Raw genomic sequence first — 12,905 nt, 5'->3', positions numbered from 1 at the left:
AGAGGGTATTTGCAATCTCCGTTGCGGCATTTTGATGTGTAAGCGCTGCGGTTTGCAAATCCGCAGGTGTCAAGTTAGGACCTGCCAATCCCGAACAGCTAAGACAACTGAGCAATAGAGGAACCGTGAAAAGCCCATAAGGAAAATTATACACCTGTAACTCCACGCATGACAGGTGTACGGCCATATGCCATACACCTGCAGGTCCTCACAACACACCTAAACCTCTGAAAGCAAAGGTTCTCTCCTGTTTTCAGAGCTGTTTTTCTGAAAACAGGCCAAAAACAGATTTTACTTTTTCTCCTGCTTTCCGCCTTTGGCGAAGGTCAGCAGTTTCATTTGCAGGGTGAGCTGGTAATAGCGGGAGATGCGTTTGGTGCGGTTGTCTATGATGGTGTTCCCGTTGGCGGTACGGCTCACGTTGTTGTTTTCATTTAAAAGGTCAAAGGCCTGCAGGCTTACAGAGGCGGTTTTCTTTTTCAGGAAACGCCCGGTAAGGGCGGCATTGATGATCAGGGGGTTGGTGCGGAACGAGCGGGCATACCCTTGGTCAAAGCTCTTGTTCACATTAGTGGAAAGGGTCACGGCCCTGTCCCAGAGATAGGCTCTGCCGTCTAAACTCAGCCGCCAGGAAGACACAGACGACCCTACGCCCTGGGTGAGCTGGTAAGAATCTTTCTGGTAGGAGTAATTGACGCGGGTGTTGACTTCGGTCCATTTCACCGGGGCTACCCGCATCTGCAGGCCCTGGCTCCAGCCCCAGTTCTGCCGCCGGTTTTCCTGGTTGTTGCTGTAGCTCACATTGTTCCCAAACTGAACCCTGCCGTTCAGGCTGAGGGTGTACTTGCGTTCTGCAAACGGCCTGGAATACGAGTAGCCACCCGCCAGGTTATAGTCACCATTGGAGTTCAGGTAGCGGGTCTGCTGCCGGAGGCTTCCCTCCTCTTCCAGCAGAAGGGTGTTCTGCACAATCTTGTTCTGGGTAAAACTCCCGGAGAAATTCACGGCCCAGAAGGAGTTGGAGGTTCGGTCAGAGTGGCGGTAGTTCAGGTTCAACCCGTGCTGGATAGATGGCTGCAGGTTAGGGTTGCCAATGATGATGTATTTAGGGTCAGTCACATCTGGAATGGGCTGCAACTGCTCCACAGACGGCTGCTGGGCGTTGGCCTGGTAGTTCAGGTTGAAAGCCGCCGACTCTGAAACGGGGTAATTCACCTGCAGCGAGCCGCTGCCGTTCAGGCTGCGGCGGCGGTTGGTGGCCGTCTGCACGCCTTCTGTGTGGTTCTCCAACATAGTGGGCGCGGCATTAATACCCACCACATACGTCCCCTTTTTGAACTTGCTGTTGAAAAACAAGCCTATCTGCTGGGTGATGGCCAGGGAGGTGTACAGGTTGGTGAGGGAATCTACAATAAACGGTTCCTTCCCATCCAGAATCTCACGGGTTTCACGGTTGTTGCGGTTGCGGGCATGGCTGTAGCTCCAGTTCACGGCCAGGCTAGAGTGTTCACTCAAAGGCTCCACGTAAAAAGCGGAGGCCCCCCACCCCCTGTTTCTGGTTTGGTTTTGCAGCAGGCGGTGCTGCAGGGAATCTTTCACCTGGTCTTTCTGGAACAGCTGCAGTGCCGTCTGGTTCACCTGTTCATCTTCATTGCTGGAGCCGTTGTAACTGGCATTGACGGTAAAGGTGCGGCCCTTTTTCTCAAACCGGTGGCTCCAGGTCATGTCTACGCCTACCGTGGGGGCAGAAGACGTACTGCCGGAGAGGATATTCCCTTTCTCCTTTTCAGGGAGCTGCTCCAGCACCAGCTCCTCCTGCCCTTTTGGCAGGGAATCTTGCTGAATGCGGTACTTGCTTTCACTGGATGTCTGGCTGCTGTTGAAAGAGAAGTTGGGGGAAATCCGGAGAAAATTACGGTCATTGGGCCGGTACTCCAAGCTCAGGTTACTGCTCAAGGTTTTGCTTTCGCTTTCATAGGCGTTCAGGTTGGTCTGCACCACCACCTGCCGTTCGTAGAAACTCTGCCGCACGGTTTCGCCCAGGTTGTGGTTCTGGTGGTCACTGTAGTTGAACCCGCCTGACACCTGCAGCTTTTTGCCTACCTCCTCTCTGAAATTGAGCCCACCGGTACGGCTGGTAGAACTGCCGGCCCCTTCCCCGCCGCTGTTCTGCAACGCCCCTAGCACGGTCAGCTGCCGGTCATTGTTCATGTAGTTGGCATTAAACGAAGCATTGAACCGGCCGGTGCTGGCCATACCGGCAGAGCCGTTGCTGGAAAAGAACTTGTTTTTCTCCGGGTCAACCTGCAGGTTCAGCACTTTGCGCGCCGTACCGGTTTTCACCCCGCTGAGCCTGGCCATTTCGCCATAGTCATCTACTACCTGTATTTTCTGGATCAGCTCAGCGGGCAGCAGGCTGAGGGCTGTCTGCAGGTCTGCCCCCGTGAAGACTTTCCCGTTCATGCGCAATTCAGTGATTTCCTGGCCTTCAGTGGTGAGGCGGCCGTCTGCATCCACCTCCAGCCCCGGGAGCTTTTTCACCACCTCATCTACTGTAGCATTGGGATCTGTCTCAAACTGGGCCACATCAAATTCCACGGTATCGGTTTTGACCAGCACGGGCGGCGGCCGCCGAATCACCACCTCCTGCAGCACGTGGTTTTTCACCTGCAGCTTTATGGCGGGAAGGTCCAGCACCGTTTGCCCCTCCTGCAAGGAAAGGGTTTGGTGCACCGCTTCGTACTCCAGGGTGTAAACGTGGAGGGAGAACTCCCGGGATTTGACATTCCTGAAAAGGAAATGGCCTTTGCTGTTACTGAGCGCGGTGAGCGTATCCCGCGCCGAAACCAGGCTAATGGTGGCCGCCTCTACCCCTGCCCCTGTTGAATCGGTTACCTGCCCCTTTACCACGTTGAGTTGCGCCCAGGCAGGGTCACTGAGCAGGTAAGCCAGGAAAAACAGGAAACAACATTTCAGCATGGGGGAAACCGGAACCGGAGGTAGTGGTACTTTCTACAAGCAGGACAGCAGGAAATCCGTCCGCCCCTATACCAAACGTAAAAATAGGGGTTTTCATGTAATCCGCAGGCAGAATGATAGGGGGAACTCTTCTTATGATTTTTGCCGTAGTCTCCCCACTGTTCTGCGGTGATGAATGACAGACAGATGGGGAGTAGAAGCCCGCATAGCAGGTGGCGCAGCCCCTCACTTTTCTACCATATTCTGCGGGGACTATGGAGCAGCAGGCGCAGACGGTACTGGGGAGCGGACATATAGAACCAGCCCCCGCCCCTCCCGGAAGGGGTGTTCTCAGCAATGGAAGAATGGGCTGGTGACCTTCACCCGGCTAGCAGCGGCCTCCTTTCATTTATAAGATCGCATCTCCTGTTTTTTGCCTATTTTCGTGAAAACAGCCCAGAAACAGAAATCTAATAGGCTACCGTTGAATTCCTACTTCTAAACAAATTTCACTCCTATGCCTGCTACTACTTAAATCAGCCTCTCCGCCTATGCTCACCTTAAATATCCTTCAGGCGAATCTGCTTTACGGCTTCTGTGGCAGCCCCACGTTTTTGATACAGCTTACCAGACCATTATCTCCCCAGCCGCAACCATAAGGGAAGCCTACAAAGGGAGGAAAGATTTATATTTGATGTTTTATACTTCTAGCCCTCAACAAAAGACCCTCCGCCTAAACCCGCCCCTAATGAAAACGTCTGTCGTTCACTATTCCAGGTACCTCCTGCTCTTTGGAATAATTCTACTCCCCCTTTTTGGCAAACTAGAGACAGTGCCCATACGGGTGTGGGACGAAGCAAGACAAGCGATCAATGCCTATGAGATGAGCAAGAACCACAACTTCTTGGTGACTTATTTTGAAGGGCAGCCAGATATGTGGAACACCAAACCCCCCTTCCTGATCTGGTTACAAGTTGTTTTCATGAAGGTTTTTGGGGTTTCTGTTTTAGCCGTACGTCTCCCCTCAGCCATTGCTGCTTTCTTAACGTGTGTCCTGCTGCTTTTCTTCTCAGAGAGATATCTGAAAAGCTTCTGGTTTGGGTTCATTGCTGTTTTACTGCTGGTCTGCGCGCAGGGATACGTACATTACCATGCCACCAGAACAGGAGATTATGATGCACTGCTTACGCTGTTTACAACTGCCGGCAACCTTTTCTTCTTCCTGCATTGTGAGTCAAAAAAAACAAAATATCTGTATTTGTTTTTTGCCGCTACGGCGCTAGGGGTACTAACCAAAAGCGTGTCTGGGCTGCTCTTTCTGCCAGCGCTGGCTATCTATGCTTTTTATTCAAAACAGTTTCTTCCCCTGATCAGGAATAAACATTTTTACGTTGGCCTTACCGGCTGCCTATTGGCTGTGTTGGGTTATTATGGGCTAAGGGAAGTGTACAACCCGGGGTACCTGGAAGCTGTTTACCAAAACGAACTTGGGGGACGGTACCTGACAGCCATTGAAGGGCATACCGGTGGGTTCTGGTTTTATTATGATGATCTGATTAACTACAGGTTCCCCGAATTCTATCTGTTCATCCCGTGCGGGGTGGTCATAGGCTTGGCAAGCAAAGAGCGCCCCTTCAGAAAAATGGCTGCCTTCTCATTTCTGGTAACACTCACCTTCTTTTTGATCATTTCTACCGGAAAGACCAAATTACCCTGGTATGATGTGCCTCTATTTCCTTTTTACGCCCTCTTATCTGCCATCACACTTTATTGTTTCTTTACCATCTTAAAGAAGTCAACCCTGATAACGTCCCTTTTTCAGTGGAACCCTCTTCCTTTTCTTTTACTCTTTCTCCTGTTTATAAACCCCTATAAGAGAATGAAAGACAAGGTAATGAACCCGGTGGAAGCGTCTTCTGATGTGGAACTCTATGAAATGGGCTATTACCTGAAAGATGCGGTGAAAGGGAAGCACCCTACCCAGGATCGTTTCTTTGTGTTTGAAGGTTACAACCCCCACAATAATTTTTATATCCATATGCTCAAAGAGAGGGGGGTTACTACAGGGCTAAAAGAGTGGAATTCTTTAGCAGAGGGCGATAAAATTACCACCTACCAAAAAACCATTCAGCAGCACATAGAGGAAAACTACCACACCACCAGAATGGAGGAGGCTGGCAACATTGTCACCTATGAAATACAGCAAAGAAAACACTAACGGTTCTATGGACATCTCAGTAGTGATCCCAATTTTCAACGAAGAGCAGATACTTCCTGAACTCCATGACCGCCTGGTAAAGACGGTTTCCATGATCACCCCCCACTATGAGCTAATTTTTGTAAATGACGGCAGCAAAGACAACTCCCTGCTTGTGCTGCAGCAACTTAGTGAACTTAATGAAAATGCATACTACATTAACTTCAGCAGGAATTTTGGGCACCAGATAGCTGTGACAGCAGGTCTTGATGCCTGTAACGGTAATGCAGTGGTCATCATTGATGGTGATTTGCAGGACCCGCCAGAACTGATTCTAGAGCTTTATACTAAATACCAAGAGGGGTATGATGTGGTCTATGCCAAAAGAATCAGTAGAAAAGGGGAAAGCTTTTTCAAAAAAATAACAGCAAAAGCGTTTTACAGAACGTTGAATCACATCACCAATATTGACATACCCCTAGACACGGGAGACTTTAGGCTGATTAACCGGAAGGTAGTGGATTACTTGCGGAAGATGCCCGAGCAAAACAAGTTCTTGCGGGGACAGATAGCGTGGCTGGGGTTTAAACAGACCCAGGTCACGTTCAACCGGGACGAGCGCAAATATGGCAAAACCGGTTACCCGCTGTCAAAGATGTTCCGGTTTGCCATGGACGGCATCACCAGCTTCTCAGATAAACCCCTACGGCTGGTCACTACTCTGGGAATGACCATTTCCTTTGTCTCCTTCCTTATTATTTTATACGCCGTCTATTCTTACTTCATCCTGCATAGAACCATCACTGGCTGGACCTCTTTGATCATTAGCTCTATGTTTATAGGGGGGATACAGTTATTGACCACCGGCATTATTGGGGAGTACATTAGCCGGATAAATAAAAATGTATTGGACAGACCTCTGTATATTATAGAAGACACCAATCTTAGAAAGAGTGCATAGGTAAACCCGTCTCTATAAGTGCCAAACTTCGTGATTTAGGGAAGCACGTATTCCTTATTACTCTCTTTTCCTTCAGGTTGAATTAATAACATGCCCGCTACTTTTAAAATATACTCCTCCTCGGCCGGCTCCGGCAAGACCTACCACCTCACCAAGGAATACCTGAAACTGGCCCTGCAGAGCGAGGAACCCTCCTATTACAAGAACATCCTGGCCATCACGTTCACCAATGATGCCGCCCAGGAAATGAAGACGCGTATTCTGGAGGCCTTGCGGGGCTTCAATGACACGGCTTTGCCCGAGAAGGAAAAGCGGAACAGCGACCAACTTCTATTTTACATATTACATGAAATACAGACAGAATACGGGCAGCCTGATTTAACCGAGGAAGGATTGCGGGCGCGGGCCGCGAAGGTGTTCGACCACCTCCTCTTCCACTACTCAGAGTTTGCGGTGAGCACCATTGACTCCTTTGTGAACAAGGTGGTTTCTGCCTTTACCACCGAGCTCAAGCTGCCCCACAATTTTGAAGTGGACATGGACGCGCAGACGCTGTTAAGTACCGCCGTGAGTTTGCTTTTAAACAAGGTGAACACCCAGGCAGAGAACCGGCTGCTGGCCGAAACCCTGCAACAGTACGCCCTGGACAAAGCAGAGGAAGGCAAAAGCTGGAACGTGCTGCCCGATGAACTCGCCGACTTTGCCCGTAATCTTCTGAACGAGCAGACCTATGAACATTTGCTGGACATTGGGCAGCTTACCCTGCAAGATTTCAAGAAGATACGCAGTGAGCTGTACAGCCAGAAAGTAAACGTAGAAAAGCAGATTCAGGCCCTGGCGCAGGAGGCAAGTGACCTGATTGACCGCCACGGCATCATGCCCGAGGAAATGTCTTACGGCAAGAACGGCATCTACTCCTACTTCCGTAAATGGAACAGCGGCTTTGACATTACCATCGCCAACAGCAACGCCGCCAAAACCGTGAACGATGACAAGTGGCCCAGCGCCAAAGCCAGTACCGGCGCGAAGGTGGCGTTGGACCAGATTAAGCCTAGGCTCTCGCAAATTTACCGCGCCATTGAGGACCTGAAGGAACGCGAGACGCAGAACCATATCCTCATTTCGGCCATGCTGCCGCACTTGTACAAGCTGAGCGTGCTGAGCGAGCTGGATCGCTGCATTCAGGAGATAAAGCTGGACAAGAACCTGGTGCACATCTCGGAGTTCAACAAGCGCATCACGGAGATTGTGCTGCAAGAGCCTATTCCGTTTATCTATGAGCGGCTGGGTGAACGGTACCAGCATATCTTGATTGACGAGTTTCAGGATACCTCGGTGCTGCAATGGAACAACCTGCTGCCGCTGGTGGAGAATGCCCTGGCCGGTGACAATTTCAACATGGTGGTGGGCGATGCCAAGCAGGCCATCTACGGCTGGCGCGGCGGCGAGATGGAACAGATTCTGCACCTGCACCGCAACCAGACGCACCACCTGTACCAGAACTCACGTTTTGAGGAGAACGTGGCCCCACGCTATGATACCCTCCGCTGGACCCTCTCGCCCGCCAACCTGAACACCAACTACCGCAGCGCCCCAGAAATCATCCAGTTCAACAATGAGCTGTTCGGGTTCATCAGCCAAAGCAATCCGCAGTTCCCGCTGTTGCAGGCCATTTATGACGACAAGTTTCAGCAGGAATCACCCGCAGGGAAAGAATCGGGCAAAGCCCATCTGCAGGTACTTTTCACGCAGGACGAAGTGCCGCCTTTTAAAGTGGATTTAGATGCCTGCCAGCAAACCGAGGAAATTTACGAAGGCTACGCCGAAGACGACCTCCTCTCCTACCAGGAAAGCACCTTGCAGCTGGTTTTGCAGATGGTGCAGCAGGCCCAGGCCGATGGCTACGCGCCGCGTGATATTGCTATTCTTAGCCGTACCAACCGCAACAGCAAACTAGTAGCCAACTTCCTGAAGCAGAAGAAATACGACATTATCTCACAGGATTCACTTTCGTTGCAGTTCGCCGAGGTCATCAATCTCATCATCGCCTTCTTTAGAATTCTGAACCAGCCCGCCAACAGTCTGGCGCGGTCGCAGGCTTTGTATCTGGTGTATAAAGTAGTGCATCAGGAACTGCCCGACAGCGCCACCACGGGCAAGATTGCCGCGCTGGCCGTGGAGCCGAGCATTGACCCGTTCTTCCAGTTCTTACAGCAGCAGGGATTTGATTTGGCGTACCGCGATGCCGGGAACCTCTCCATCTATGAGCTCACCGAGAAGCTGATACGGGTGTTTGATTTACTGGGCAAGAACAACGAGTGCGAGTACCTGTTCCGGTTCCTAGATCTGGTGCTGGAGTACACGCTCAAGTACAGCAACAACCTCAACAACTTCTTACAGTACTGGGATTTGCACAAGGAGAACCTGAGCATTAACACGCCCAAAGACCGTGACGCCATCACCATCACCAGCATCCATAAAAGCAAGGGACTGGATTACCCTGTGGTGATTGTGCCCTTCTGCGACTGGAGCCTGGAACCGCAGACCTCGTCGCTGCTCTGGGGCACGTTGCCGGAGAGTGTGGCCGCGTGCGGAAAGCTGCGCACGGCCGTGGTGAACCTGAACAAAAAACTGGAGCAGACCGCTTTAGCCGACCAGTACGCCCAAAAGCTGGAGAAAACCTTCATTGAAAGCCTGAACATGCTCTACGTGGCCCTCACCCGCCCTGTGGACCGCCTTTACCTCATTGGCAAGGCCCAGGATTTCAAGAAAGGCGGCGCGCAAAAGAACGTAAGTTTCTGGCTGCACAAATACCTGGAGAGCAAAGAACTCTGGCAAGAGGGCCAATTTTGCTATCAACTCGCCAAAGGCGCGCCGCAGGCGGTGAGCTACAAAACTCTTTCTGAAGACGTGTACGTGCTGGACAAATTCACCTCGGCGGACTGGGCGCAGAACCTGAAGCTGAAGCAGCACGCCAACAACGTCTTTGATTTTGAGACCCAGCAGGAGCACCGCCGCTGGAACCGGAAGCTGCACTACGCCCTCGCCCGCATCACCTACGCCGAGGAAGCGCCCAAAGCCCTTCGGCAGTTGGTGCACCAGGGCATCATCTCGCAGCGCGAACTGCCCACCCTCACCCAGATGGTGGACCACGTGCTTCAACACCCCCAAATGCAGCGCTACTTCAGCCGCGCCGTAACCGTGGAGAATGAGCGCGAAGTGCTGGACGTGCGCACCAACCGCTACAAACCAGACCGCATTGTGTTCGGGGAGACGGGAGATGTGACGCTCATTGACTACAAATTACCACCGGCCAAGGAGGAATATGCGGAGAACCTGAACTCTTACGCGGCGCTGTTCAGGGAGTTGATGATGAGCAGGATTACGTGCGTGGTGTACTATTTCGAAGAAGAACGCGTGGAGGAGTGGGAGTTTGTGGGGGAAGTGGCTGGGTAGAAACAGAAAATTTCACCATTAGGTATAATAAACAGTGCTTTTTTTATCTTAATTTTTGATTAAAAACTCCAGAACAAATTATAAAAAGAATTTTGCTTAAATTTTTATGGAAAGACATGAAGCTTTATTGTTTATTTTAGAAGAGCCTCTATTTAAGAAAAAAGAGATTACTTCAATAAAAAACTTTATAGAAATAGTATTTTACAACGGAACAATTGATTGCTATTGTCCTTATTGTCGAAAATCTACTGTATACAAAAACATCAATAGTTTTGATAAAGAGATATCAGAGTACAAACAAATAATATTTAACAATAGTATTGTTTCGTATCGAAATAACCAGAAGAGGGTAGACCCATTAGATGAGTTTATCCAACCTACTATATATCAATTAGATTTCGCTTGCTCAAGAAACGATACACATACCTTAAATATATTTTATAAAGTTGAAAACAAAACTATTACTAAAGTGGGTCAAAGCCCATCCTTATTTGATATACAAAAAGGTAATATAAGTAAATACAAGAAATTATTAGGCGATAATTATAAAGATCTCTACAATGCTTTAATGTTCTATTCAAACAAGTTTGGAATAGCTGCATTTGCGCATTTAAGAAGGATTATAGAAAATTTCTTTATAGATAGCGCTTATAATCAAAGGAAGCTTGAACCTGATTGGCAGGAAAATACATATAAAGATCTCAGATTTAAGGAAAAAATAGGCTTGTTGAAAGATAATTTGCCTTCACACTTGGTAAACAACCCGCACATTTATTCTATTTTAAGTAAGGGACTACATGAATTGGATGGAGATGAATGTTTACTATATTTCAATGCAGTTAAAGAGTGTATCTTGCTCTGTCAAGACGAAAAGTTAGTTGAAAAAGAAAAAGCTAAGCGTGAAAGAGAAGTAAATAGTGAATTAGCAAGGATTCAGCACCACATTAAAAAAACGTAAACCACTGCCGCCCCTAATTGGCGTAATTATCCGCTTGTGCCCTCACTTATTCCTGCTCTTCTTTCCCTGCCTTCCGTTTTTGGCCTGTTTTGGCGAAAACAGGCAAAAACGGATTTTCCTAAACAGCTAAACTTTGCTCTCCCTCAAAGGCTCTGAAATAAAAAGACCTGTTAGGCTCACACCACTTCCTTTAGACAACTTCTCAATCTAGTACCTTAACTTATAAATGCTACAACCTGACGTATAGGTTTTTACCATATAATTATCCCAAATGAGGTTTCTCCCCATTGCCCTGCTTTGCCTTTGTATCTTCTTCCTTGGCTGCCAAGAGGACGAGGACGATAGCCCCAAACTGGCGTTAGAGATTACGGCAGTAGATGCACCTTATGGCGCAAGCGTCCGCTTGTGTCCCCACGTATTCCTGAGCCTCTTTCCCTGACCTTCCGTTTTTGACCTGATTTTGCCAAAACAAGCCGGAAATGCTTTTCACGCTACAGCTTTTAGCGTAGCATAAAAACTTTGACAGGAAATAAAACCTTGCAATGCGTGCAGACACAAGCGGACGCTTGCGCCATGTTTTAGTTATAGAACACTTCTTTTGGAGTAGGTGATTTATCTTCTCTGCTATAATTGCCGTACAAAATGGCATGAGCCGGAAGTATAAGTTCAGAGACCAGGACAAGCTGTATTTTGTGAGCTTTGCCGTGGTGCATTGGATTGATGTGTTTATACGGGATGAATACCGGCAAGTCCTGCTGGACAGTCTCACGTTCTGCCAGAAAAAGAAAGGGCTGGAGGTGTATGCCTACTGCCTCATGAGCAGCCACGTGCACCTAATTATTGGAACGCATGGTGCCCCGATGGCTGATATTCTGCGGGACTTTAAAAGTTTTACGTCCTCCCAACTCAGAAAAGCCATCACAGAGCATCCGCAGGAAAGCCGGAAAGAATGGATGCTCTGGATGATGGAGCGCGCAGGCGGGCGCAATGGCAACAACAGCGGGTTCCAGTTCTGGCAACAGCACAACCACCCGCTGGTGCTGAACAGTAACTTCCTGTTGCAGCAGAAGCTGGAATACGTGCACACCAATCCGGTGGAAGCTGGTTTTGTTGATCAACCAGAGAATTACTTGTACAGCAGTGCCCGGGATTATGCCGGCGGCATAGGATTATTAAACGTAATCCTTATTGTGTAAAATCGTAAAGACCAGGCATAAGCGGATGCTTGCGCCATGTGCAAACACTTTTAATAAAGTTACTGAGGTAATATTATAAGAAGCTGTTTAGAGTTTTGACAGAAAGATGTTTTGCAGAGAGTTTTATTTCTGTTTTCGCTGTTTTTCAGAAAACAGCCCGAAAACAGAAACCACTGGTATATGAAAAAACTTATCCGGTAGCCTTTGCCTGGCAGTTACAAAAACTCTAAACAGCTTCATAATATTAAAAACTATGGCGCAAGCGTCCGCTTGTGCCTCCAATGTTTTACACCTCTTTCCATAAAAACAAACCAAAAACTCCTCCCGCCCAACCAGGGGGCCTTTGGCTCATGGACTACAACGGGGTCGGGCTAGTGAACGAGCTTGACAAGAACAGATTCAAATCCTCCTCCGGCTTTAGCTTAGAGACGGTGAACAAGGTCAAACTGTATATTTCTGAATAACAGAACACTGCTTCAAACAAGCTGTGTTTCCTACTTGTTTTTGACCTCTTTTAACAAAAACAGGTCAAAAACGCACTTTTTGGGCGCACGCGTCCGTTTGTGTCCGCACACATGGCTGAGCTTCCTTTTCTGCCCTTCCGTTTTTGGCCTGTTTTCTGAAAAACAAGCCAAAAAGGGTTTTATGAATTGCCTTCGGCGTAGCCTAGGCAGAACAAGGCACCACCAATAAAAGACCAGCCATGCGTGCAGGAGCAAGCAGACAAGGGCGCTATGACCAGAATTAAAAACTCCAAACAGCTTTCCTGTTTCCTGTAAGAAAACCCAAAGGCAGGAACAGGTCCCTAAAGGCCATTCCATAACTGCCTTTTCTTAAAATGTGCAGCAAAACGAGTGTGTCTTTTGTTTTTATCCTGTTTTCTGAAAAACAGGCCAAAAACGGAAATCTAAGTTAGCCTCCCACTAGGAGACCGCTGCTTGTTAGTAGAAGGGTGGGGTTCTGGCCCCTCACGGCATAAGCTAGAGACTGCAACAGAAGCACCAGGTATTTTCAGCAGTTCCTTGGTAGTAAGAGATCCAAGCTAAGAGCATGGGGTAAGAAGCTTTACCGCTGCCAAACGCCATAAAAACCCACGTTTCCCGTCCCGGAGGGGTACCACACTGCTCTAAAATTGCTACAACTGCTCTAAAATTGCTACAGCAGAACCTTTCTCCGGCA

The 12,905-nt window shown here is 48.8% G+C and carries 6 protein-coding genes; 5 read left to right on the top strand and 1 reads right to left on the bottom strand.

Going from position 1 to position 12,905, the window contains the following annotated elements:
* Positions 1-291 precede the first annotated feature (291 nt).
* The gene (locus A8O25_RS14480) at positions 292-2,979 is read right to left on the bottom strand and encodes a TonB-dependent receptor (protein ID WP_066836093.1); all 2,688 of its coding nucleotides are present in this window, start codon (positions 2,977-2,979) and stop codon (positions 292-294) included.
* A 727-nt stretch (positions 2,980-3,706) separates the two neighbouring features.
* Here A8O25_RS14480 and A8O25_RS14475 point away from each other — a divergent pair.
* The 5 genes from A8O25_RS14475 to A8O25_RS14455 all read left to right on the top strand — a co-directional run bounded on the left by A8O25_RS14475 (position 3,707) and on the right by A8O25_RS14455 (position 11,726).
* Positions 3,707-5,176, top strand: a complete 1,470-nt coding sequence (locus A8O25_RS14475) for an ArnT family glycosyltransferase (protein WP_074987986.1) — start codon at positions 3,707-3,709, stop codon at positions 5,174-5,176.
* The gene (locus A8O25_RS14470) at positions 5,151-6,116 is read left to right on the top strand and encodes a glycosyltransferase family 2 protein (protein ID WP_066836090.1); all 966 of its coding nucleotides are present in this window, start codon (positions 5,151-5,153) and stop codon (positions 6,114-6,116) included. The genes A8O25_RS14475 and A8O25_RS14470 overlap by 26 nt, the downstream gene beginning before the upstream one ends.
* Positions 6,117-6,206: 90 nt before the next feature.
* Positions 6,207-9,572 carry a UvrD-helicase domain-containing protein gene (locus A8O25_RS14465; RefSeq protein WP_066836089.1) on the top strand — a complete coding sequence of 1,122 codons (3,366 nt, stop codon included), beginning with the start codon at positions 6,207-6,209 and terminating at the stop codon, positions 9,570-9,572.
* A gap of 106 nt (positions 9,573-9,678) precedes the next feature.
* On the top strand, positions 9,679-10,530 hold the full coding sequence (locus A8O25_RS14460) for a hypothetical protein (protein ID WP_066836088.1): 852 nt from the start codon (positions 9,679-9,681) through the stop codon (positions 10,528-10,530).
* Positions 10,531-11,177: 647 nt separating this feature from the next.
* Positions 11,178-11,726, top strand: coding sequence for an REP-associated tyrosine transposase (locus A8O25_RS14455; RefSeq protein ID WP_066836087.1), 549 nt, complete (start codon positions 11,178-11,180; stop codon positions 11,724-11,726).
* Positions 11,727-12,905 lie beyond the last annotated feature (1,179 nt).

Origin of the sequence: Rufibacter ruber (assembly GCF_001647275.1) — a bacterium.
In the GTDB taxonomy this organism is placed as follows: domain Bacteria; phylum Bacteroidota; class Bacteroidia; order Cytophagales; family Hymenobacteraceae; genus Nibribacter; species Nibribacter ruber_C.
The sequence above is the reverse complement of the archived record's forward strand: the minus strand, read 5'-3'. Positions and strand labels throughout refer to the sequence as shown.

Bases quoted from the DNA above. Each gene is read 5' to 3' on its own strand.
- A8O25_RS14480 (WP_066836093.1), bottom strand. From the start codon at position 2,979: ATGCTGAAATGTTGTTTCCTGTTTTTCCTGGCTTACCTGCTCAGTGAC.
- A8O25_RS14475 (WP_074987986.1), top strand. From the start codon at position 3,707: ATGAAAACGTCTGTCGTTCACTATTCCAGGTACCTCCTGCTCTTTGGA.
- A8O25_RS14470 (WP_066836090.1), top strand. From the start codon at position 5,151: ATGAAATACAGCAAAGAAAACACTAACGGTTCTATGGACATCTCAGTA.
- A8O25_RS14465 (WP_066836089.1), top strand. From the start codon at position 6,207: ATGCCCGCTACTTTTAAAATATACTCCTCCTCGGCCGGCTCCGGCAAG.
- A8O25_RS14460 (WP_066836088.1), top strand. From the start codon at position 9,679: ATGGAAAGACATGAAGCTTTATTGTTTATTTTAGAAGAGCCTCTATTT.
- A8O25_RS14455 (WP_066836087.1), top strand. From the start codon at position 11,178: ATGAGCCGGAAGTATAAGTTCAGAGACCAGGACAAGCTGTATTTTGTG.